We start from the raw sequence: 23,189 nt of genomic DNA, 5'->3' as shown, positions 1-23,189 counted from the left end.
GGGGACACACCTCTATTTTAGGCAAAGGCTTCGCTGCCCAGGAATGTCCCCAACGAAGTGGGTGCCAAAGGGCGGTTAAGTCCAGTATGGACTCGACTAACCTTCAGCGGGGGTTGAATCCCCCTCTGAAGGAAGTCTCGTTCAATAAGGTCATGCTCCATCCGAACTTGGTTTTGTCTAATATTTACTATATCAAGTTGCATTTTTTCTTGATTAACGGCAAGAGTATCGATACTATCGGAAAGAATTTTCAGGTGAACAAAAACCTGTTCAAACTTGTTTAGAACGTGCTCCTGGAACTTATCATTTTGTTCAAGTTTACGAGAGATTTCATCTAAGCGGTTTATAATCTGCTCTTGAAACTTATTGTTTTCCAAAGCCCTTCCTCCGCCCCTTAGTGGTTAAGCTTAATATACCAAAAAAAAGGGCATGATTGCAATGATAATAAAGTCCTTCGCTAAGGCTTAATAGGCAGTGATTTTAGTTTTTAACTGTCAATGGACCACTTTTTAAAAAGATCGTAAGGAAGGCGGCTATCAGACAGAGGGAGGCAGCAATCAAATAAGCGTAGAAGTAGCTGTTGGTCATATCTACTACGGTTCCGGCCATTAGGGGACCGAAGACCCCGCCTACTCCCCAGGCGGTAAAGACCAGGCCATAGTTGACCCCGCCGTTTTTCGTGCCGAAGAAGTCATAGGTGGCGGAAGGGAAAAGTGAGAGCAGTGAGCCGTAACTTAAGCCGGTCATGATTGCCCCTACTGCAATAAGAACGGGGCTGCTATAGAGAGCAAAGGCCAGCATATTCAGCCCCTGAAGGGTGAAGAAAATCCGCATAGTCCAGCTGCGACCGATCCGGTCGGAAAGCCATCCGGCCAGAACCCGGCCGCCGGCATTGAAGATGGCTAGTAAGGCCACCATGGCAAAGCCCCAGGAGACCCCGGTTTGTAGCTTGGTAATGGTGGATAACTGGCCGATAATCATCAGTCCTGCGGTTGCTCCGGCAGCAAACATAATCCAGAGGAGATAGAAGCGACTATCCCTGAGCATTTCCTGCCAGGAGAAGTCGGTCTTCTCAGGGGCGGCGAGGGGGGAGGTAGGGCATGAGCATGTAGCTGCCTGTTCCGATGCGGTTGGGTCAATCCCGGGGGCCGGGGTCGCGGGGGAAGGGGATGAGGGGGGGGTCCCGGTGTTTGGGGTACTAGAGGTTTTAGAGGTGGAAGAAACAGGGGCGAGAGGGACCGCTAAGACTTGGGAAAGGGCGACGATGGCGAAGAGAAAGATTAATCCTTCGATACGGAAAGCCCCCTTGACGCCAAAGCTGCCGATAAAAGAGTTCGTTAGTGGTGCGATATAGAGGGAGGCCAGGCCAAATCCTGCTACCACAATACCGGAGATAAGTCCTTTCTTTTGGGGTGGGAACCATTTTACCGCAGCCGGGGTTGCAGCCGAATAGCCTAGACCAATCCCGATTCCGGCGATGAGACCGAAGGTCAGGATTAGCAGAAAAAGGGAATCGGTAAAGCTGCTTAAGATTAATCCGCCACCGGCAAATAGTCCCCCTACAGTGGCAACCCAGCGGGGGCCAATACGGTCCTGCAAGCGGCCGCCGGGGACCATCATCAGAGCAAATACGGCACAGGCTACGGTATAGGGGATTGAGGCTGCGGTCTTTGACCAACCAAATTGTTCGGTCAAAGCGGCGGCAAAAACACTCCAGGTATAAAGAACCCCCAGAGCTAGATTGATTCCGGTACCGGCTAAAGTCACGGTCCATCCGCGAACATTCTTAGTCATAATCTCTCTCCTTTCTTAAGAAAGGCCAGGGGAATACCCTGGCCTTTTAGCTTAGTGAGTTCAATCTAGTCTTGGTAGTTGGCTTTGAGCATATTGACAACGGAAGCATCTGCTAAGGTAGTGGTATCGCCGATAGCACGCCCTTCCGCAATATCTCTGAGGAGACGGCGCATAATTTTACCACTGCGGGTCTTGGGAAGTTCAGCCGTGAAGAAAATATCGTCCGGTCGGGCCAAAGCTCCGATTTTCTTGGCCACATGTTTTTTCAGTTCATCCACTAAGTCGGGGGTTACTTCTACACCTTCCTTTAAGGTGACGAAGCAGGAAAGAGCTTGCCCCTTGACCTCATGGTTTTTACCGATAACGGCGGCCTCAGCCACGGAGGGATGATCTACCAGGGCACTTTCTACTTCCATGGTGCCGATGCGGTGACCAGAGACGTTGATTACATCATCTACCCGACCAAGAATCCAGAAGTAACCCTCATTATCCCACTTGGCTCCATCCCCGGGGAAGTAGATTCCGGGCCAGTTACCGAAGTAAGTCCGTTCAAAGCGCTCCGGGTCCCCATAGACATTGCGGAGCATGGCCGGCCAAGGTTCCTTGATGGCCAGGTAACCGCCACTGCCCTTGGGAACAGCGTTGCCACTATTGTCCACAACTTCAATTTTTAAACCGGGGAAGGGAACCGTACATGATCCCGGCTTAAGGGAGGTGACCCCGGGGAGGGGAGTCATCATGATCATGCCGGTTTCCGTTTGCCACCAAGTATCAACGATGGGGCATTTTTCCCCGCCGATATATTTATAGTACCACATCCAGGCTTCCGGGTTGATAGGCTCACCAACGGTGCCCAGGAGACGTAGGCTTGAGAGATCCCGGCTTTGGGGGTATTGGGGACCCCACTTCATAAAGGTACGAATCGCGGTGGGAGCGGTATAGAGAATAGTCACTTTATATTTTTCGACGATTTCCCAGAAGCGGTCACGCTGGGGATAATCGGGACTTCCTTCATAGAGGACCATGGTAGCACCGTTGGCTAAGGGGCCATAAACAATATATGAATGCCCGGTAATCCATCCCACATCGGCGGTACACCAGTAGACATCCTCTTCCTTAAGGTCAAAGACCCAGCGATGAGTGGTAGAGACTCCTACCATATAGCCGCCGGTGGTATGAACGACACCCTTCGGCTTACCGGTGGTGCCACTGGTGTAGAGGATGAAAAGCATATCCTCTGCGTCCATTGGCTCAGCCGGACAATCTAAAGAGGCCTTTTGCATCTCATCATGATACCAAAGATCCCGGCCCTCCTTCATCTCTACCGCTTGCTTGGTCCGCTGGACTACTACTACATGTTCTACACAATCCACCCCGTCTAAGGCGATATCGGTGTTAGCTTTTAGGGGAATGGTGTTGCCCCGCCGGAAGCTTCCGTCCGAGGTAATGACCATTTTCGCTTGAGCATCGATAACCCGGTCCCGGAGGGCTTCGGAGCTAAAGCCGCCAAAGACCACACTGTGGGGAGCCCCGATACGGGCACAGGCCAACATGGCAATGACTGCTTCCGGAATCATGGGTAGGTAGATGGTAACTCGATCCCCTTTGGCTACTCCATTGTCCTTTAGTACATTGGCGAATTTAGATACTTCCCGATGGAGATCCTGATAGGTAAGAACCTGGGTGTCTCCGTTTTCTCCTTCAAAGATAATGGCAGCTTTATTGCGATGCCAATCTTTAAGATGACGATCCAAACAGTTATAGGAGGCATTGAGCTTACCATCGATAAACCATTTGGCAAAGGGAGGATTCCATTCTAAAGTTTTTTGCCAGGGACTAAACCAAGTAATATTCTTGGCTTGCTCTTCCCAAAATTTAAGATGATCCTGCCCCTGCTCATAGATTTCCGGGCCTTGGATAATTGCCTTTTGACGAAATTCCTCACTGGGGGGGAACAGTCGATCCTCTTCTAATAAGGCCTCAAGGTTTTTTTCCTGCATAAATAATCCTCCCTTTGGTTTTATTTTAAGTTAATAATTCTCAGAATGAAGAATGGTTTACTGCATTCTATCAAAGGAGCAGGAGGAAGAACACGGAATTGAGTTGAAAGAGCAAAGGTATGGGATAAAAGGAGTTTTCTGGGAAGTTATCCGAGGCACAATTACAAAGGCAAGTAGATCTTCACGGGGCGAATGGTTAATTTTGTAGGGTCAATGGGGACGGGGAAGAACTTGGGGGGTAAATGGTCACTTGACGCAGCTGAACGGAAGTTATTACCTTGTTTAGTGTGGGTCATGCTATTATTATTAGAATAGGTCATCCTAAGCGGAGCGAGCTAGCATCACTCGATTTCATGGAACGATAACAGATTAATGGAAGGTGTGGGGTGAGGGGCTTAGTGGAAAAAGACAAAAGTGATACAAAAGATATAAGAAATATCTGCCTCAAGGTTGCCTATGACGGGACAGATTATCACGGCTTTCAACGCCAGCCGGAGTTCCATGGCCCCACCGTTCAAGGCACTTTGGAAACAGTATGGGCAAAGCTGGTGGAGGAAGAAATATCGGTCAATACGGCAGGGCGTACGGATACCGGAGTTCATGCGGCTGGACAAGTAGTTAATTTCCGGACCGAAGCTCGGATCCCAGTAGATAAAATTCCCAAGGCTTTTAACAGCTTATTGCCAAGAGATATTCGAATCTTAGAAGCTCAGGAGGTTGCCGAAGATTTTCATGCCCGTTTTTCCGCTAGGTGGAAGCGGTACGATTACCGGATCGATAATCACCAGGTTGCGGATGTCTTTACCCGTCTTTATTCATTACATGAACCGGTTCCTTTGAATTATCAAAAAATGCAACAAGCCGCCCTATACCTGGTGGGAAGGCATAACTTTAAGGCCTTCTCGTCAGTGGGCGGAAGCAGCAAGACCTTTGAACGGACTCTATACGTCTGCCGGGTGGCGGAAAAAGAGGGACATATCCGGATTACTTGTATCGGCGATGGGTTTCTTTATAATATGGTCCGTATCATCGCCGGAACTTTGATTTATGTGGGTAAAAATCGGATTCAACCAGCTGAGATTCCAGGGATACTTACATCCCAAGATCGGAAGCGTGGGGGGGTTACCGCGGGACCCCAAGGACTGACCTTGAGCTATGTCCATTACGGGGAGGAGATGCCTGGGGAAGTTTTTCCGGAGTTCTTTTAACTAAAAACACCCTGGATTTTTCCAACGTTGTGGAGGATCCAGGGTGTTTTATATAAAATTTTCATTCTTCTTTTTTCATGATACTAACGAGACGCCCTAGCTTTTCAATTTCGACAACCACTTGATCGCCATCTTTAAGCCAGACCCGTTGGTCCTCAGGGTATGTCATAATAATTCCTTCTGGTGTACCGGTTAAGATGATATCCCCTGGTTCTAAGGTAAATAGTTGAGAAAGTTCACATACTATCTCATTACAGCGAAAAATCATATCTGAAGTATTTGAATTCTGCATTAATTCTCCATTAACATAAGCCTTCAAACTTAAATTATTGGGATCGCCTATTTCATCAGAAGTCACCAGGTAAGGACCAATAGGGCAGAAGCTATCACAACATTTCCCGGGTAGCCATGATGGGGTACTATATTGTAAATCCCGAGCAGAAAAGTCATTTGCATTGCAGTACCCTATTACATAATTAAGTGCTTCTTCCGGGGAAACATTCCTTGCTGTTTTTCCTATGATAATAGCCAACTCAGCCTCGAAATCAACTTGCTCTGAGTTAAATGGAATAACAACCTCATCGCCTGTAGATCTTACTGCGCTTGGAAATTTTGTAAATATATAAGGAAAATTTGGCTTCGGTGTATTCGAAAGCTTCAGATAGCCATAATAATTTAGACCAATTCCCACTATTTTTCTCGGTTGTGGAATACAAGGTCCGAAAGTCAAATTTTTCTCTTCTATAAATAAATCATAACGTCCAATTTTTTCAATACTAGCCACATAATCCTTGAGTAATTCAACCCCATTTTCACCGAATTGTAGTAGTTCATTAATCGTCATAGGCACTTTTACCTTAGCGGAAATAGTTTTGAAGGCCTTGCCTATATCTAAGATACCCTTATCAGTTTTCACTCCCATCTTTAATCCGTCCGAAGTTTGAAAGGTTAAAAGCTTCATTTAGTCAACCCCCAATCTAAATAGTCATTTATACCCTTGTAATGAAATGATTGATCTCGGATGCCCCTTCAATACAGGGCTTAGAAAAGTGGCTAACGGAATATTTTCCGTTAGCCATTAAGAAACTTTCTGCTATCAAGGTTGTTACATTCAATTATCTAGCGACATTAGCATTAGAATTATTTACTGTAATTTCTTCCTCTTCAAAGGGAGTAGAGGCGATTCTTAAAGATTTAGAGTATGGGCTTATTAGTTTAACCAGTACATAATAAAGGATCGCGGAGAATATGATGTTACTCAATACTGGTATCATTTCGACCGGCCAGTAATTAAAGACAATCGCTCCGATAATAATAACTAGCACTGCAACCAAGTTCCAACCTTTGAAGTAGCTATATCTACCATCGGACTTCATTAGTTCGCTTATATCCATCTTGAATTTCTTCAAGAATATAAGGTCCGCCATCAATATCCCTGCTATAGGCGAATACAGCAAGCCAAACTTGTTAACAATTTCTGAAGCATTGTCGATGAATACAGGCTGAGTGCAAGCAATTGTAGCGATTACACCGGCAATAACTGTCCACCAGAAACGTCCCAACTTGGGTACTGAATTAACCAAGCACAATCCTGCAGTGTAAAGATTCAGGATATTCACCGACCAGTTGTCCAATACAACCATGAGAATTAGGAATACGAGAATAATAAGGCTAGGGTGGGTATGAGTCATTGCTTCAAAGACGTTCCAGTTTTTGATTGCAAGAGCTGAATATACACCTAAGAATGAAGCTATAAATTGACTTACACCAGTACCTACAATGGTACCAAAAAACATATCCGGGTTACTTCTTGTATATCGGCAAAAATCTGAAGTATCAGTAATCAGAGTAAGGAATATGCCCATCATCATACTAGTAGCTATTGCAAAGCCACTCCAACCGGCTGTTCCGGGAGTTTTGGTTACTAAGTCCCAAGAAAATTCAGGAATACCCGAGAAAATTAGGCTATAAGCAATGTATCCCATCCCAAGCAACTTTAATGGGAAGATAAATCTGGTTAATTTTTTTAACCCCTCGAATCCCATAATAGCGACAATCGTTTGGAAAATTGCAAAGAGGAAACTGATAACTAGTAAATTGTAAGTATTACCGGTTGCTTCGCGGAGCAAGGCCTGAATCGCTAATCCACCGCCCAAAGTCTGTGCTGCAAAAAGGATAATAGATGTAGCTGCTCTTAGAATAGAAGGAATAATCCGTGACAGTGTGCTGCCCATTGTAAAACGCGTTGCTACTGCTCCAGCCAACCCATACTTTGTTCCGGTAATTGCGAAGATCGCTTCGAAAACATATGCAATCATTGTGCCAAGTGTCGTGGATATAACTGCTTGCCAGAAAGAAAGACCATAAGCTAATGCCATCGTTCCGGGGAGCATCATATGAACCGGAGTAATAAAGAAAGATGCAAAAATCGCAAATAAATCGTACCATTTTGTTGTCTTCAGTTCCTGAGGGACCGCTTCAACACCGAATTGTTCAACGCCTTTGGGGCTTTTATATTTCTTGGCTAATTCTTCTTGTAATTGTATAGCATCTTTATCTGATTCGTGACTCACATTAATTACCTACCTTTCACCACAAGGAAAGTTTGGAGCTTTTTCAAGGAGACCACTAAAGGTTATATTGTTAAATAATCATCAACCCATAATGCTGACACATTAGTGGCCTCTCTATTTTAAATTATTTAATTTTGTGTTATTATAAAAGTTGCTTTGAGAATCAATAGATTCTTTTTAGGAGTATAGAGAAGGTATCATTGATCACTATGGAGATACTTTCTTTATCTCTTTTTTTATTTAAAAACACTAGATTTGCTGCAGTTGAGATATTGACCACGTCCGACCTTACCAATTACTTCCCCATTTCTTACGACTTCTTCCCCGCGAGATAAGACATGAGTAATCACGCCATGGACCTCGGTTCCTTCCCAAGAGTTGAAATCTGTTTTACCATATTGCTTTGACTGGGTAATGGTTCTGGTCTTATTAGGGTCAAGTAATACGATATCAGCATCACTGCCAATACTAATTGTGCCTTTTTTCGGATATAGCCCAAATTCCTTTGTTGGATTGGTACATAGAACTTCAACAAACTTCTGCAAAGAAATACGTTTTTCATGAACTCCAAAATGGTACATAACTGAAAAAATGTCTTCTACCCCTGAACAGCCATTGGGGATCTTATTAAAGGCTTCTCTTCCTCGTTGTTTGGAATACTCCCCTTCAAAACAAACCGGTGCATGATCTGAGCCTACTGTTGTTATGACATTGGCGTTAATAGCATTCCATAAAGATTGTTGATGTTTCTTTTCACGGAGGGGAGGAGCACAAACATATTTTGCCCCTTCAAAGTTTGGAAGACCTAAATAACTGATATCTAACGTTAAGTAATGAGGACAAGTTTCAGCTAATACCTTTGCACCTCTGTTTTGTGCTTGGGCAATAACATCTATTGCCTCTCTGCAGGATACATGAACAATCCGTACAGGTGCATCTGCTGCTTCAGCAATGGCAATCGCTCTGAAGGTGGCTTCTGCTTCTAAGCCCGTGGTTCTTGTATAACCATGATAGATTGGTTCAGTATTTCCTTTGGCAATTGCCTCAGCGATCAATTGATCACAAACAGGCCCATTCTCACCATGGATGTTACAAAAAATGTCGTACTCAGCTGATTTTTTAAAGATTTTATAGACATCTACATCACTTAAGATATGGCCATAAGCTAAAAATAGTTTTAAAGCACCAACGCCTTCTTCTTTGAGAGCTGGAATTTCTTCCAAGGTACTTTCGCTAAATTTCCCAGTAATCGTAGGGACTAAGGCATAATCAATGCAAGAAGGCTTTGCTCGTCTGTTTTTCCAATCCTTAAAGGTATCCAGGATGCCCATATCCTTCTCAGGTTCTACAAAACTTGCTACGGTAGTGATTCCTCCGGCAACTGCAGCCATAGTACCACTTTCAAAATCATCCGGAGTCCCGAAGTGATCTAGGTGGGTGTGGATATCTACTCCGCCCGGGAAGATATATTGATTAGAGGCATCAATTACTGTATCTCCCTCTTCCGGTGTAATAGAAGCTTCGATTCCAGTAATAACTTCGCCTTCAATTCTTAGATCGGCTTTATAAATATCAGATGCGGTTACAATTGTTCCGTTTTTAATTATTACTCTCATCTTTCTACCTCCGTTCTAGCATTCTTCAATGGTAATAGTGCATGCCCCATGTTCCAAAAGTTCGCTGCCTAATTTAGCAAGGTCTTCTAAATTATTTTGAATTGTAAGGAAGTGATTACCTGCTAATGCCCCTACCTTACTCATAAAAGCGCAGCTACCGTAAGGTAAGAGAAATTCTCCTCCAATGGCCCCACCGGGATAAAATAAAATCTCTCCTTTTGATGGATAGGTTGTATGATTCTCGTTTTCGAGACTGATTTGCTCATCAATCGGAATCCAAACTGCTTCACCGCACCAGCGGCAGTGATATAACTTGTTTGTATACGGGAGCATTTTTTTAAAGGCTTCACAAGTTTTAGGTGCTTTCTCAACTTCCAGCTTTGCTAAGAATTCGTATTTCCCAGCGGTGATTTTAATCATTTGATATACCTCCCTTTGAAATTTATTAAGGATGGGTCGTATCCCGATATGTTTGTCCAAGGTCCTCCTTTCAACGTAGAATTATATTTAAGACTGTACACAAAAAGAAAAACAAAAATGTATACAATCCTAAAAGCAAAAAATTAACTGTTTTTAAAAATATCTGCTAAAGAAGAGCTGAAATTTTCGTTAAAATTAATACCCTTATTAACTTCGCGTAAATGCTCAATCATAAATTTTTCAGCTAAATCTTCCTTGCCTTCTCTTATTAAATTTAGTAACTCATCATGCTCGTCACAACCACAAAAGGTTTTCTTAGCACCATAGAAGGAAACTATTACATAGATCAATGAAGTTAGTTCTTCTAAATAACGTTGATAATAAGAATTACGGGTTAATCCAGCAATTTTAAGATGGAAATTTAAAGAGAGCCGTAAGGATTCAAAAGCATCATCCCTTAAGTTAGCATTTCGTTCTTGCTGAATGAGTTCTGCGATCTCATTGATTTCCTCTTCAGTTGCATTTCTGCAGGCTTGACGTGTTGCAGCCGCTTCTAGAACTTCTCTGATTTCAAAAATTTGCTTTGCTTCATCCCAGGTGGGACAAGCAACAAAAGCACCCTTATTAGGAATTATTTTAACTAATTTTTCGTAAGATAACCTTCGTAAAGCTTGTCTTACCAAAGTTCGACTAACGCCAAAGGATTCGGCTAATACATCTTCAACTAATTGAGTGTTGGGCGGCAATTTATGCTCAATGATTGCTTGTTTTATAGAATTATAAATTTTCGTTTCATTTTTTGGCTGCATATCTTGTTCCTTTCGCAGTCTGAATACTGGATTGTATACAATTTGTTAATTTCAGAATACATTAAACTTTTAAAAGAGTCAATAGAGAGTTTTGCGAAAATTCGACAAAATCCTTAGAGTCTAATCCTAAGGATTTTTGCCTGCCATCTACCTCACCCTAAAGCTCTGTAACCTATCATATTATCGCGAGGCTTTGTAAGTATTTTTAATTTAAGAGAGGAAAAATTAAGAAAGATGGAGAAACTTATAACATGAAATCCATAAGAAGGTGAGTGTTGTGATTTATACCCTGCCTGAACCGGCCACCTTTCGCCGATTTATCGAACTGCTTCATCTCGAACCCGTTCGTGAAAATACCCTCGTGCATGAGGAGATCCTTGCTTTACCGATTGGCTCAATATCTATAAGAGGAAAAGAGAATCGTCTGCCCTTTGCCGGTGAGTGTTTGAACATAGAACCCCAGGGAAATTTTCTGCGTCTTAGTATTGGTGTAGAGTTTAAAGTAGATAACCACAGCAGCTTACTGGTTGCTCTTCCTTACCCCTGGGAGGACTTCTGCACTAAAGTAACGGATTGGGTGGAGCGGGAAAAAGGGCGAATTCTCGGAGCCTGCGAGGATTTTTCCAGGCACTTATCTGAGCTTTTCACCCATGGCAATGGATTAACGATTCTTGCTGAGCTGAAAAAGGTACTTAAGGCTGATGCTTTTCTTGTAGATAAACGCTATAAGGTACTGGCTTGGGAAGGGGGCGAAGGTCTCCCGCTTAACCCTATTCCCTTTGTGACGCCGAAGCTCTCCAGTTTCAAGTCTTTAGATTTAATGCTGGAAACCCCTCTAAGTTCCGGGAGCTGGAATGACATTCAGTATAAGGATATACCCTTAAGCTGGTATCCTTTAGCGGGGCATCAAGGTCTTTTAGGGTATATCGGTTTAAATACAGATCCTGAGGGACTTAATGCAGTGGAGAGGTTTTATATCTATAAGGTTGCCCTATTGCTATACTTTGAACTGGCCAAAGCCCAATCGGTAGAGGACACGGAACGCCAGCATTATCGGGACTTTCTCTTTGATCTTCTCTATAATAACTTTGATTCCCTGGAAGTAGTGCAGTCACGAGGCAGGCTTTGGGGGATGGACCTGACCAAGCCTCATCTGGTGGTCGTAGGCGAGATTTCTGGCTATGACCCGGACTCCAATGATCGCTTGGCTTTTCAGGAGCTTTTAGACACAGTAGCTATGGTCTTACGCAATCAACCTCGGACGATTTTCTTAGAACGTAATGACCAGATCGTGCTCCTTTATCCTTTAGAAGGAATGATACCCTTAAGCCAATCGCATGCTACGGCCAAGCAACTCCTAAGCCCTTTACTTAACCTCCTTGAAAACAGGGAGGGGGAGCGGCCCGTTATCTTTGGAGTCGGCAATCTTTATGCTTCAGCCCGCTATATTCACCGTAGTTTTCAAGAAGCCAAATCAGCCTTGGAGCTGGGACAGTTATTTAGCTTAGAAGAGAGAGTAGTTTTGTTCCAAGACTTAGGGGCCATGCGGCTTTTATTAAAGCTAGAACATCAGGAGTTGGAGGATTTTCGCAATGAGGTCTTAGGGCCCTTACTTAATTTCGATAAGGAGAATAACTTGCACCTGGAAGAGACTTTGCTTGTTTACCTTGCTTCCGACGGGGATTTGAATCTGGCGGGAGATCGCCTCTTTCTCCATCCCAACACCTTGCGCTATCGTTTAAAAAAAGCAGCGGAGGTTTTAGATCGGGATTTAGGAAGCTTCGAAACACGCATGAATTTGTATATTGCTCTAAAAATTGGCCGACTGAACTCCCTTTGGCAGGAATAGTATTACAGATAATGACATTCTGACAGGATTTAAAAATAGTGTTGCCAAAAAGTCACGCCCTTGTACCTAGTATGGTGCAAGGGCTTTGTTGCTTTTTATAAAGGATACTAAATAATTTCATAAAGATTTATAAAAGAAAACAAGTAAAGTTTAGTTAGAAAAGAGAAACAATTCACTACATTTTGTAAAGGAGGGATGTTATGCAAGAGCTAAAGTGTCTGCCGGATGCTTCTGAGCAGGTAATTGAAGAACTTCAGGCTCGTATCGCGACACTGACTGCTCTCAGTAGAGTTTTTTCATTAGGTGGGGAAAGCCTCGATCAGACTCTGGCAGAGCTAATCCATGCCTATTCTAATTGGATAGGCGTCAAGGAAGGCGAGAGGAAAAGTAAAGGTGAAAACACAGGGAAGGTTTTCGTCTTAAGTCAAAGTGAAAGGTCACCCAAGAACAAGTCCGGCCGTGAGATTATGAAAAGGTATAGAGAAGAGGGAAATTCAAGCGAGGACAGAGTGCTACTCAACCTGATTCAAGCTTATGAGAACGAGGATAGGAGCAAATGGGTTTTTGAATTCAATCGGTTGTTTGTGGGACCGAAATCTCCGCCCACCCCGCCCTATGAGTCCGTCTACCGGCATGGTGAGCGGCTGGTTTTACAGGATTCTACCTTCAAGGTTCGCCGCCGGTATCGCGCAGAGGGATTAGTCTTAGCTGGTTCAAGTAATGAACCAGATGATTTTATCGCTACGGAGCTGGAATTCGTTGCTTACCTGCTGACTAATGCTTTTCAGTATTTCCGACAAAATAAAATCCCACAAGCACTAGCCTACCTAGAAAACTACAATACCTTTTATCAAGATCATCTGGCAATTTGGCTCCCCCGTTTTGTGCAGAGCTTTTCCTCATTTGCCAAAATGCAAGTCTTTGTTAACCTTGGAGAACTCATTCTTAGATCAGTTATTCCTATAGATGTAAAGTCACCTCAATCCGTTTAATTAAAGAAAAAATGAGGGAGGTTTATCATGAAGATTACGCGTCGTCAATTTATCGGTGGAACCGCTGCAGTCACCGCCGGAGCCGGATTATTTGGCTTCAATATGCTAGCCAAATCCGATAAGGTTATAGCAGGCACAGAAACGGTCGGGGTAAAGACCTTCCGCAATGTCTGTCCCCGTAACTGTTATGATACCTGTGCTCAGATCTCCTATGTAGAAGATGGGATTCTGAAAAAGGTAGAGGGAGATCCCAAGAGTACCTATACCAATGGCAAGCTTTGCCTTAAAGGGTATAACTATACCCGCCGGGTTTACAGCCCCGACCGGATCAAATATCCCATGAAGCAAGTGCCCCGGGGCTCAGGGAATTGGGAAAAGATCACCTGGGATGAAGCCATGAATACCATTGCCGAGAAGATCCTGGATCTAAAAAAACGCTACGGTTCCACCCTGCCCATTGCAATGAATAAATACTCCGGTAACTTTGGCATTACCCATTATGGTATTGAGGGGACGATGTCCAGTATCGGCTATACTACGAGAGCCGTGGGAACCCCTTGCTGGCCGGCGGGTATCGATTCCCAAACCTATGACTTCGGTACCATTGTCAATAATGACCCTGAAGATATGGCTAATGCCAATTACATCATCCTCTGGGGATCAAACTGTGCCTGGACCGGTATTCACAGTCTGCCCTTCATTATGAAAGCTAAGGAGCGGGGAGCAAAATTAGTCGTCATTGACCCAATCTTAACCTCTACTGCCTCGAAAGCAGATCTCTATATTCAGATCAAGAACAGTACCGATGGTGCTCTGGCCCTCGGCATGGCCCGCTATATCTTGGATAACGGCTTAGTGGATTGGGATTATGTCAAAGCCAACGCTATCGGTTTTGACGAGTGGGCAGATTATGTTAAAAAGAATATCACCCTGGATTGGGCTGCCGAAAAAACCGGCGTTCCCAAAGATGTGATTATTCAACTGGCCCATGAGTATGCTACTGCCAAACCGGCCTCCATCTGGGTGGGCTATGGTATGCAGCGGCACACCAATGGTGGTCAAAATGTCCGGATCATTGATGCTTTAGGTGCAATGACCGGTAATGTGGGCAAGTCCGGCGGTGGCGTCAACTACGCTCATCTGGAGACTTGGGGCTTCAACTACCACGCCATGGTCATGCCTGCACCGGAAGGCTCAGTAGGGATGCCCGGGGCTGACGGAACTTATACGGACCGGGCTGTCAACATGAATAACTTTGCTGCCGATGTCCAAGCCCTCACCGATCCCCCGGTAAAAATGCTCTGGTTCGCCTGTCGGAACTCCGTTTCCCAAGACCCGGATACCAATGACATTATCAAGATGTTTAACTCCATGGAACTGGTGGTCACCGTAGATTCATTCTTCAATCAGAATGTGGAGTTATCGGATATCGTGCTGCCTGCTACCACTCACTTTGAGGACTGGGATGTTATGGCCAGCTACTGGCATCACTGGGTGGGCATCAATCAGCGGGCGATTGAGCCTATGTATGAATCTAAGAGCGATGTGGAAATCGCCATGGCCTTATCGAAAGCGATGAATGCCTTAGAGCCTGGCTCCTGCACCTACCCCACCGAGGGTGATCCCGAAGAATGGACAGCCAAGGAATTCAATGAGGGAGTCTATAGTATGTTGGGAATTTCGGATTATAAGGAATTGCTGGATGGTCCCCGCAAAGCGGAAAGTCTCAAGGTTGCTTGGGCAGATGGCAACTTCCGTACACCTTCGAAGAAAATCGAGATTCATAGCGAATTAGCAGCGGCTAATGGTCTCCCCGCTATCCCCATTTGGGTGGAAGAGATGAAAGCTCCCGACCAATACCCAATCCGTTTCATGACCCCCCATCCTCAGCATGGGCTGCACTCGCAATTCCAAAACCTGGACTGGATGATGAAGGCCAACCCTGAACCTGTTGTGGAAATTCATCCTGAGCTTGCCGCTAAGCATGGTATTGCCGAAGGGGATATGGTGCGGATCTTCAATGACCTTGGAGAAGTGACTATTAAAGCCCACCTGACCAGGACTACCTCTCCCGATGTCATCGTCAGCTACGAGGCTTGGTACAAGGATTCCAAGTTCAATGTGAACTACACCGTAAAGGCTATTCCTGCCGATATGGGTAAACAAGCTACTGGTATGGACGGTATTGCCTTCCACGATAACTTTGTAGCCATTGAAAAAGCGTAAGGAGGGGATAAAGGATGAGTAAGCAATTAGGTTTTTTGCATAATTCGGAGAAATGTGTCGGTTGCAGAGGCTGTGAAATGGCCTGTAAAAATGAATACCAAAGTGATGCCTCCGTGCGGTGGCGTCAAGTCTATCAGCTTCGGGAAAAGGATTTTTCCCTGCCGACCCGGATGTTTATCTCTGTTGGTTGTAACCACTGTGAGAACCCGGAATGTTTAAGGGTTTGTCCGGTTAAGGCCTATACTAAGCGGGAAGATGGCATTGTCATCCACGATCAGGACCGCTGTATCGGCTGTAAGCTTTGTACCATGGCTTGTCCCTATGACCGCCCTCAATTTAATGAGGTAGTGAAAAAGGTAGAAAAGTGTAACCTTTGTTATCAGCGTCTGGATCAAGGGCAAAAACCTGCCTGTGTGGCAGCTTGTATACCCGAAGCTTTGGAAATGGTAGAAATCAATGAGGAATTGGATATGAGAACGGGCGTTCTTAAAACCTTACCGGGAATGCCCAACCCCTCGATTACTAACCCATCCATACGGTTTATCGGTCCGAAACAAGGCAAGCAAATAAGGAGGGATGTATAATGGGCAATTGGGAATGGCCGTTAGTGCTCTTTACCGTTCTCGGTCAAACTTCCGTAGGGATTATCTTCTGTCTGTGGCTTTTGGAAAGAAAACGGGGCAAGTCGGCAACCGCCCCTTCCGCCGAGTATCAAAGCTTTATCCGTAGTTCAGTCTTAGTCTCGGGAGTGCTGCTGGCAATTGCCATGATCAGTTCCCTCTTCCATCTGGGACATCCCTTAGCTGCTTATCGTGCCTTAACCCATTTGGGTACCTCTTGGTTAAGCCGGGAAATCCTCCTCTTTGTCTTTACCTTTGGTGCCTGGGCTTATCTCGCTTTGCTCTCCCGGAGACCGGGAAGCAAGTTAACCGGAATCCTCGCCCTAACCTTTGGACTAGGATTCTTAGGGATAATCAGCAGTGCCCTGATCTACACTCTCCCCAGAGTTCCTGCTTGGAACAACTTAGGACCGATTATCTTCTTCCTCCTGACCAGCATCATCCTGGGCGCCTTGGTTACCGCCGGCCTTGGTCGCAGAGTCCTCGCCGCCGGAGAAATAAAGCAGCTTCTTAATATTGCTTTAGGCAGCTTCACCGGCAGTGCCATTCTTTATCTCCTGTACTTCTCACTCTTGGAAGCAACACCGGAAGGAGCGGCCACGGCCCAGTACCTTTTAGCAAGTCCTGTCTTCTGGGTAAGAGCCGCAATCGGCTGGATTGTTCCTATCCTCCTCATCCTGAATGCAGTTAGCAAAAAAGATAATCCCCAACCCACCCTCATCCTTCTGGTCCTCTCCTGTGGCGTAGTCGGCGAACTTTTAGGCCGCGGGCTCTTCTACGCCAGTGCCGTCGGCATGCACATTACAGCCTTGATGTAATTGTCTAATAAAGTCCTTTACCTCCTTACCTTATATAACACCCCAGATTCTCCGTTCTTGCGGAGGGTCCGGGGTGTCTTTTATTGAATAAAATTAAAGTAAATAGAAGAATTGGGCGATCAGACTTCTCCATAGGGCAATACAAAAGGGGCGATTTCTCGCCCCTTGAATATTTTATTGATTCAGATCAAGTAGATTGACATCACAGATCATTCCCGCCTTCAGTATGCCATCAGGGTTATTCACAAGAATCTCCACTTGGAACATCCCGGACTTGGCATCGGAAGCAGGGGCGATATTCACCACTGAGCCTTCCATAACCGCATTGATCGCTTGGACTTGAACGTCAGCTTTGCTGCCAACCTTTACCTTGGCGATGTTCGTTTCCGGAACATTGATATGAACTCTGACGTTTTGGGTATTGATCAAGGTCATGGCCGCAGCTTGGGGCGAAGCCATAGATCCCACATCGATGGTTTTGGCAGCTACCTCTCCGGACAGGGGAGCCTTGACGATGCAATCATCCAGTTTCTTTTGGGCGATATCCAGAGCGGCTTTGGCACCGGCCATTTGAGCGGAGGCCCCATCCAAGGCGGCCTTGGCGGAATTTTGAGCGGCTTGCAGTTGGGCAAGGGCAATGTCCACCTTGTCTTTGGCCATATCCAGCTCTATTTTTGCTATCGCTTGAGACTCATACAAACTTTCCATACGTGCATAGTTGTCCTGAGCTTCCTTGTAAGCTATTTGAACCGGTATGATGGCGGCTTGGCTGTCATAAGCCTTCTTGGCGTTGTTGTAGGAGGTCACTGCCCCATTGTAGCCGGCCTGGGCTTGCTTAACCTGCAATTCCATATCCGAACTATCCAGTTGGAATAAGACATCACCTTTCTCCACATGCTGGCCGATTTTTACATTGATTTTGCTCACCTTACCGGTCACATTGGGGATGACGCCCACTTGCTCCGCCGCTTCGATGCTGCTGCTATAATGGAGTGCTTGTGCACCGGAAGCATCATTGGAATCAGCGGTTGTTGCAGGTGTATTGGTATCTATATCCTGGAGGTGGATTTTTACGGTCGCATTCATCCCGAAGGTTAAAGGCAGATTGTCGTTATTTTCAATGACGACTTTGACCGGGATGAGCTGGGTTACTTTCGTATAGGTGCCACTAGTGCTGAAACTTGCTGTCCCGGAGAAATAAGTTTGTGTGGCCAGGTCAATCTCCTGAACTTTTCCTTTAAAGGTCGTGCCAGGATAGGCATCAAGCTTTACGTCCACCGCTTGCCCGACTTTAATCTTGGTGATATCTGTTTCTTCAATATTGACGCCGATATAAAGGTTATCCGTATCGGCAATTACGGCTAATTGGGTGGTGGGTGCTACAGATTGACCTTGCACCACATTGTTTTTAATTACCGTTCCCTTAATGGGTGAGGTAATATAGGGCAAAACAGTTTGTCGTCCGAGAATTTGGTTTTTCTCAACCTGCTTGCCTTCGCTTGCATTCCACTCCAGCAATTCGCCTGTGGAATTAGGGGTGATGGTATACATTTTGGCCGTCACTTTGGCGTTATCGGTAGTGAAGTAGCGGCTATTTTCATTGAAATAATAGAAACCGACACCACCGGCGACTAAGACGATTACCGTTAAGATGCTTAAAAGCAGGGTTTTGAGGCGTTTTTTAGGTTTTATGGGTTGATTTTCGGTATTTAATTGTACTCCCATTTGAGGCTCCTCCCTTTTATTTACCCAAGTAGTTTGTAACCGTTTTAAACTGCTTCTGCCGTTTCGCCTTCTTCGAACTGGCTTTGATACAGCTCGGCATAGAAGCCATTCTTAGCCAGTAATTCCTCGTGATTACCTTGTTCGATGATATCGCCGTCTTTCAGCACTAAAATCAAATCGGCATCTCTGATCGTGGAAAGTCGGTGGGCAATCACAAAGCTGGTACGGTTGCGCATGAGATTTTCCATGGCTTTTTGAATCAAGATCTCCGTGCGGGTGTCCACGGAACTGGTGGCTTCGTCTAAAATCAGGATCTTCGGGTCTGCCAGTATCGCCCGGGCAATCGTAAATAACTGTTTTTGTCCTTGGGAGATATTACTGGATTCCTCGTTAAGAACCATATCATAACCCCCCGGCAATGTCCGAATAAATTCATCACAGTGAGCAGCTTTCGCGGCTTCTATGACCTCTTCATCGGTCGCCGCAAAGGTTCCATAGCGAAGATTCTCTTTGATGGAAGCACTGTATAACCAGGTGTCTTGGAGAACCATGCCAAATAAAGAACGCAGTTCCTTGCGGGTAAAGTCATAGATATTATGGTCATCGATCAAAATCCTGCCGCTGTCGATATCATAAAAGCGCATTAGAAGCTTCATGATCGTAGTCTTACCGGCCCCGGTGGGACCAACGATAGCTACCCGCTGTCCGGCTCTGATGTCCGCCGAAAAGTCATGAATGATTTGTTTATCCTTGGTGTAGCCAAAGTTGACCTGTTCAAAGCGCACATTGCCGCTAAAGTTCTCCAGCTGAACGGGAGTTTCTGTTTCGGGGATTTCTTCAGCTTCATTCAGGAATTCAAAAACCCGTTCGGCTGCGGCGGCGGTGGATTGCAGAGTATTGGAGATGGAAGAGAGTTGGGCGATAGGCTGGGTAAAAGAGCGCATATATTGGATAAAGGCTTGAATATCGCCGATACTGATGACTTTTTTTACCGCCAGATACCCGCCCAAGATGCTCACCACAACATACCCTAAGTTTCCGACAAAACCCATAACCGGCATCATGATACTTGTTGCAAATTGAGATTTCCAAGCGGAAGAGTACAACTTGTCATTGACTTTTTCAAATATAGCTATGGATTCGGCTTCGCCGTTGAAGGCCTGAACAATGTTGTGACCGCCATACATTTCCTCAATATGGCCGTTAATTTCTCCTAAATACTGCTGCTGCTGGCGAAAGAACCGTTGAGATCGCTTTAGAACCAATCCCACAATCAGCAAGGATAGGGGAATAACCAGTAAAGCGGTCAGGGTCATTAACCAACTGATAGAAAGCATCATGATTAAAATCCCGATGATGCTCGTCACGGAGGTGACGATCTGATTCAAGCTTTGATTCAGGGTTTGGTTAATCAAATCCACATCGTTGGTAATTCGGGACAGAACCTCCCCATGATTTCTGGTGTCATAATAATTCAGGGGGATGCGGTTCATCTTTTCGGAAATCTCCCGGCGCAACCGATAAGTGACATCCATGGCTACACCGGACATAAGATATCCCTGAATATAGGAGCAGGCCGCCGAAACAAAGTAAAGACCAATTAATAGGGCAATGATGCGGCCGATATAATCGAAGTTGGTCAATAGCCCCGTCTGGGCATACCAGGCGAATAAGCCTTCGGCTAGTTTCGTGGTGACCTTACCCAGTAATTTCGGTCCCACAATGGTGAAAATCGTCGAAAATAAGGCGAAGAAAACGACGACAGAGATCGTGGTTTTATAGGGCTTTAAATAAACGCTTAAGGTTCGGAGGGTTTTGCCAAAATCTTTAGCCTTTTCACCCCCACCCGGCATTCCGCCACGCATTCCACCGCCACGCATTCCTCCACCCGGGCCCCCCATGCCCCCCATTCCTCCACGGCCCCCTTGGGCCCCTGATTTATATTGTGTGGTACTCATCTCGCCAATTCCTCCTCACTTAATTGCGAATAGGCGATCTGCTGATAGACTTCGCAAGTTTCTAAAAGTTCGTTGTGGGTTCCTTTGCCAACGATATAGCCATTATCGAGGACGATAATCTGATCCGCATTCCTAATTGTGCTGACCCGTTGTGCCACCAGAAGAATGGTGCTATCACTGGTTTCACGATTGAGGGCGGCTCGCAGATTGCGATCCGTCTTCAAGTCCAGGGCGGAAAAGCTATCATCAAAGAGATATATCGGAGCATTTTTTACCAAAGCCCTGGCAATAGAGAGACGCTGTCTTTGTCCGCCGGAGACATTGGTCCCGCCTTGGGCGATGATCGAGTCATAACCATCTTCTTTGGCGGCGATAAATTCTGTAGCTTGGGCAATCGCCGCTGCCTTATCTAAAGTGGCAACGCCGGCATTTTTATCACCGTACAACAAATTGGATTTAATGGAGCCGGAGAAAAGGATGCTTTTTTGAGGGATATAGCCGATTTTTTCCCGCAAAGTTTTGCGGGTGACTGTCCGAACATCCTGACCATCAATGAGGATTGCTCCGGAACTTACATCATAGAAACGCATGATTAGGTTTAACAAGGTGGATTTGCCGCTGCCGGTTGAGCCGATTATGGCCGTTGTTTGACCGGCCTTGGCTACGAAATCGATGTTGTGCAGGACATAATCTTCCCCGCCCGGATAAGCAAAGTTCACATTGTGAAATTCAATGGTGGGGCGGAAGTTTTCCTTGAAATTGACCGGTGTGTCGGGATCTTTAATACTTTCTTCCTTCTCCAGAACATCGGCGATTCTATCCGCGGCCACGGCAGCCCGGGGGACCATGATAAACATCGCCGACATCATTAAGAAGGACATGATAATTTGCATGGCATATTGCATATAGGCCATCATATCGCCGATTCCCATTTGGAAGGAAGAAACTTGTTTCGCACCCACCCAGACAATAATCACAGTCACCAGATTCATGATCAGCATCATCAGCGGCATCATAAGAGCCATGGTTCGATTCACGAAAAGGTTGGTATCCAGTAAGTCCCGATTGGCTTTGTCAAAGCGTTGTCCTTCGAAATTCTGGGTATTAAAAGCCCGAATGACCAGCATCCCTTCAAGGTTCTCGCGAACTACTAAGTTTAAGCGGTCCACTAAGGACTGAATCATTTTGAACTTGGGCAGAACCACGCTAAACAAGGTCCCCACGATGCCCAGTAGACAAATTACGGCAATACCGATGATCCAGGACATGGAGGGGCTGCTGGAAATGGCTTTAATAACTCCACCCACGCCCAAAATCGGTGCGTAAAAAATCAAACGAATCATCATTACCAAAACGTTCTGCAATTGGGTAATATCGTTGGTGGTGCGGGTAATTAAGGAAGCAGTGGAGAAGTGATCGAATTCGGCATGGGTAAAATGTTCGACTTTCTTAAAAACACCGGAGCGCAAGTCCCGGGAAACGCCGGCGGCTGTGCGGGCGGCTAAAAAACCCACCGTGACCGAAGCTGCTGTTCCCAAAAGAGTGATCAACAGCATTATCGCTCCCGTTTTCAAAATGAAATTAGTGTTTCCGGATATAATCCCGGTATTGACAATGTCCGACATGTAGTCAGGCAAGGCCAAGTCGCAGTTTGCCTGCACAAACAGCAGGGCGATTGCCCCCAATATAAGCCCGTAATAGGGTTTTATATATCTAATCAATCTAAGCATGTTACGACCTCCACCCCTATTAATAGGCGATTTACTTAAACTCTTTCAGTAACGATTTCATAAAGCTTTTCCAAGAGGCGAAGCAATTCTGCCGTATCTTTTTCGCCCATTTTGTTGAAAATTTCCGTCATCCCTTGTAAAAACTTTTGGTATTGTTCAGTTAAAAAGTGTTCACCGCGAGGGGTCAGATGAACATAGACAAGCCGCCGGTCATTCTTGGTGGACCCCCGTTCGATGTATCCTTCATCCTCAAGATGATTGATCATCTGCGAAATGGCAGATTTACTCACGCCGATCTGCTCGCTGAGGTTGGAAATCGTCACACCTTCGCCCTCGCCATTTTTTCTTTGTATCACCTTGAGCAGCTTGAACTCGCTGTGGGGGATCTCGCCGTTCATTTTTTTGGTGGCAATATTTCTGCGAAACCTCTCCATTATTTCATAGATTTTCTCAGCATTGCTAATCTGCATAGTTTCAATCTCCTTTGGTAAATAATTGGTAAGTAGGTAAAACGTTAAGTAGCTTAACGATCGAGACAGTTAATAGTTTATTCTTCTTGACACTTATTGTCAATAAGAGTTTTAGTTCCAATTTAAGGATTGATTAGAGGTTTCCGGTTCATACCTATGCTATAGAAGTTAGCACCAAACTTCCTTGTAAATGTATATTTTCACCTTCGGATTATAAAAATTCCAATATTGATTAGCGGTCTGAAAAGTTCCGACCTTTATGCTCAGGAAAATCCTGCTTTGTCATAATGCGCATTTTCACATTTGAGATTGTAAAAATTCCAATGCAAATCGATTGGTTAAAAAAGATCCTTCACTTATGCTCAGGAAAAATCCCGCATT

General features: G+C 45.2%; 18 protein-coding genes. 6 read left to right on the top strand and 12 right to left on the bottom strand.

All coding sequences use genetic code 11. From position 1 onward, the window contains the following. Positions 1–17: 17 nt before the first annotated feature. The 3 genes from AC1U9U_RS08735 to acs form a co-directional block, all read right to left on the bottom strand. Positions 18–377, bottom strand: a complete 360-nt coding sequence (locus AC1U9U_RS08735; protein ID WP_479960173.1) for a hypothetical protein — start codon at positions 375–377, stop codon at positions 18–20. Between the two features lie 103 nt (positions 378–480). After that, on the bottom strand, positions 481–1,794 hold the full coding sequence (locus AC1U9U_RS08730; RefSeq protein WP_479960172.1) for an OFA family MFS transporter: 1,314 nt from the start codon (positions 1,792–1,794) through the stop codon (positions 481–483). 65 nt (positions 1,795–1,859) lie between these two features. Further along, entirely contained in the window at positions 1,860–3,794 is a 1,935-nt protein-coding gene (gene acs, locus AC1U9U_RS08725; protein WP_479960171.1) for an acetate--CoA ligase, read from the bottom strand. Positions 3,795–4,192: 398 nt separating this feature from the next. On the opposite strand from acs, the gene truA reads away from it, so the two are divergent. Next, positions 4,193–5,002: a tRNA pseudouridine(38-40) synthase TruA gene (gene truA / locus AC1U9U_RS08720; protein WP_479960170.1), complete on the top strand. Its 810-nt coding sequence runs from the start codon at positions 4,193–4,195 to the stop codon at positions 5,000–5,002. 61 nt (positions 5,003–5,063) lie between these two features. Here truA and AC1U9U_RS08715 read toward each other — a convergent pair whose 3' ends face one another. The 5 genes from AC1U9U_RS08715 to AC1U9U_RS08695 all read right to left on the bottom strand — a co-directional run bounded on the left by AC1U9U_RS08715 (position 5,064) and on the right by AC1U9U_RS08695 (position 10,420). Continuing rightward, the gene (locus AC1U9U_RS08715; protein ID WP_479960169.1) at positions 5,064–5,963 is read right to left on the bottom strand and encodes a fumarylacetoacetate hydrolase family protein; all 900 of its coding nucleotides are present in this window, start codon (positions 5,961–5,963) and stop codon (positions 5,064–5,066) included. 154 nt (positions 5,964–6,117) lie between these two features. After that, positions 6,118–7,575, bottom strand: coding sequence for a purine-cytosine permease family protein (locus tag AC1U9U_RS08710; protein ID WP_479960168.1), 1,458 nt, complete (start codon positions 7,573–7,575; stop codon positions 6,118–6,120). 236 nt (positions 7,576–7,811) lie between these two features. Next, positions 7,812–9,191 (bottom strand): dihydropyrimidinase, encoded by a 1,380-nt coding sequence (gene hydA / locus AC1U9U_RS08705; RefSeq protein WP_479960167.1) that lies wholly within the window; start codon positions 9,189–9,191, stop codon positions 7,812–7,814. A 15-nt stretch (positions 9,192–9,206) separates the two neighbouring features. Beyond that, positions 9,207–9,611, bottom strand: a complete 405-nt coding sequence (locus AC1U9U_RS08700) for a DUF3830 family protein (RefSeq protein WP_479960166.1) — start codon at positions 9,609–9,611, stop codon at positions 9,207–9,209. A 143-nt stretch (positions 9,612–9,754) separates the two neighbouring features. After that, on the bottom strand, positions 9,755–10,420 hold the full coding sequence (locus tag AC1U9U_RS08695; RefSeq protein WP_479960165.1) for a GntR family transcriptional regulator: 666 nt from the start codon (positions 10,418–10,420) through the stop codon (positions 9,755–9,757). Positions 10,421–10,688: 268 nt separating this feature from the next. Here AC1U9U_RS08695 and AC1U9U_RS08690 point away from each other — a divergent pair, with 268 nt between their 5' ends. From AC1U9U_RS08690 to AC1U9U_RS08670, 5 genes are all read left to right on the top strand, one after another. Beyond that, positions 10,689–12,269 carry a PucR family transcriptional regulator gene (locus AC1U9U_RS08690; RefSeq protein ID WP_479960164.1) on the top strand — a complete coding sequence of 527 codons (1,581 nt, stop codon included), beginning with the start codon at positions 10,689–10,691 and terminating at the stop codon, positions 12,267–12,269. A 200-nt stretch (positions 12,270–12,469) separates the two neighbouring features. After that, a complete protein-coding gene (locus AC1U9U_RS08685; protein WP_479960163.1) occupies positions 12,470–13,261 on the top strand; it encodes a TorD/DmsD family molecular chaperone in 792 nt (263 codons plus the stop codon). 27 nt (positions 13,262–13,288) lie between these two features. Then, entirely contained in the window at positions 13,289–15,487 is a 2,199-nt protein-coding gene (locus AC1U9U_RS08680) for a molybdopterin-dependent oxidoreductase (RefSeq protein WP_479960162.1), read from the top strand. A gap of 14 nt (positions 15,488–15,501) precedes the next feature. Continuing rightward, positions 15,502–16,071 (top strand): 4Fe-4S dicluster domain-containing protein, encoded by a 570-nt coding sequence (locus tag AC1U9U_RS08675; RefSeq protein ID WP_479960161.1) that lies wholly within the window; start codon positions 15,502–15,504, stop codon positions 16,069–16,071. Beyond that, on the top strand, positions 16,071–16,925 hold the full coding sequence (locus AC1U9U_RS08670) for a dimethyl sulfoxide reductase anchor subunit family protein (RefSeq protein ID WP_479960160.1): 855 nt from the start codon (positions 16,071–16,073) through the stop codon (positions 16,923–16,925). The genes AC1U9U_RS08675 and AC1U9U_RS08670 overlap by 1 nt, the downstream gene beginning before the upstream one ends. Positions 16,926–17,099: 174 nt before the next feature. Here the strand turns inward: AC1U9U_RS08670 and AC1U9U_RS08665 are convergent, their stop codons facing one another. Genes AC1U9U_RS08665 through AC1U9U_RS08650 form a run of 4 tightly spaced genes read right to left on the bottom strand, consistent with a single transcriptional unit; the run spans position 17,100 to position 22,808 of the window. Then, positions 17,100–18,650 (bottom strand): HlyD family secretion protein, encoded by a 1,551-nt coding sequence (locus tag AC1U9U_RS08665; protein ID WP_479960159.1) that lies wholly within the window; start codon positions 18,648–18,650, stop codon positions 17,100–17,102. Positions 18,651–18,694: 44 nt separating this feature from the next. After that, a complete protein-coding gene (locus AC1U9U_RS08660) occupies positions 18,695–20,608 on the bottom strand; it encodes an ABC transporter ATP-binding protein (protein ID WP_479960158.1) in 1,914 nt (637 codons plus the stop codon). Continuing rightward, positions 20,605–22,338, bottom strand: coding sequence for an ABC transporter ATP-binding protein (locus AC1U9U_RS08655; RefSeq protein WP_479960157.1), 1,734 nt, complete (start codon positions 22,336–22,338; stop codon positions 20,605–20,607). Before AC1U9U_RS08655 ends, AC1U9U_RS08660 begins: the two co-directional genes overlap by 4 nt. A 35-nt stretch (positions 22,339–22,373) precedes the next feature. Continuing rightward, entirely contained in the window at positions 22,374–22,808 is a 435-nt protein-coding gene (locus tag AC1U9U_RS08650) for a MarR family winged helix-turn-helix transcriptional regulator (protein WP_479960156.1), read from the bottom strand. Positions 22,809–23,189 lie beyond the last annotated feature (381 nt).

Source organism: Desulfitobacterium sp., assembly GCF_982384815.1.
The sequence above is the reverse complement of the archived record's forward strand: the minus strand, read 5'-3'. Positions and strand labels throughout refer to the sequence as shown.

Coding starts and splice junctions, on each gene's coding strand:
- AC1U9U_RS08730 (WP_479960172.1), bottom strand. CDS start 1,794: ATGACTAAGAATGTTCGCGGATGGACCGTGACTTTAGCCGGTACCGGA.
- acs (WP_479960171.1), bottom strand. CDS start 3,794: ATGCAGGAAAAAAACCTTGAGGCCTTATTAGAAGAGGATCGACTGTTC.
- AC1U9U_RS08715 (WP_479960169.1), bottom strand. CDS start 5,963: ATGAAGCTTTTAACCTTTCAAACTTCGGACGGATTAAAGATGGGAGTG.
- hydA (WP_479960167.1), bottom strand. CDS start 9,191: ATGAGAGTAATAATTAAAAACGGAACAATTGTAACCGCATCTGATATT.
- AC1U9U_RS08700 (WP_479960166.1), bottom strand. CDS start 9,611: ATGATTAAAATCACCGCTGGGAAATACGAATTCTTAGCAAAGCTGGAA.
- AC1U9U_RS08695 (WP_479960165.1), bottom strand. CDS start 10,420: ATGCAGCCAAAAAATGAAACGAAAATTTATAATTCTATAAAACAAGCA.
- AC1U9U_RS08685 (WP_479960163.1), top strand. CDS start 12,470: ATGCAAGAGCTAAAGTGTCTGCCGGATGCTTCTGAGCAGGTAATTGAA.
- AC1U9U_RS08680 (WP_479960162.1), top strand. CDS start 13,289: ATGAAGATTACGCGTCGTCAATTTATCGGTGGAACCGCTGCAGTCACC.
- AC1U9U_RS08675 (WP_479960161.1), top strand. CDS start 15,502: ATGAGTAAGCAATTAGGTTTTTTGCATAATTCGGAGAAATGTGTCGGT.
- AC1U9U_RS08670 (WP_479960160.1), top strand. CDS start 16,071: ATGGGCAATTGGGAATGGCCGTTAGTGCTCTTTACCGTTCTCGGTCAA.
- AC1U9U_RS08665 (WP_479960159.1), bottom strand. CDS start 18,650: ATGGGAGTACAATTAAATACCGAAAATCAACCCATAAAACCTAAAAAA.
- AC1U9U_RS08660 (WP_479960158.1), bottom strand. CDS start 20,608: ATGAGTACCACACAATATAAATCAGGGGCCCAAGGGGGCCGTGGAGGA.
- AC1U9U_RS08655 (WP_479960157.1), bottom strand. CDS start 22,338: ATGCTTAGATTGATTAGATATATAAAACCCTATTACGGGCTTATATTG.
- AC1U9U_RS08650 (WP_479960156.1), bottom strand. CDS start 22,808: ATGCAGATTAGCAATGCTGAGAAAATCTATGAAATAATGGAGAGGTTT.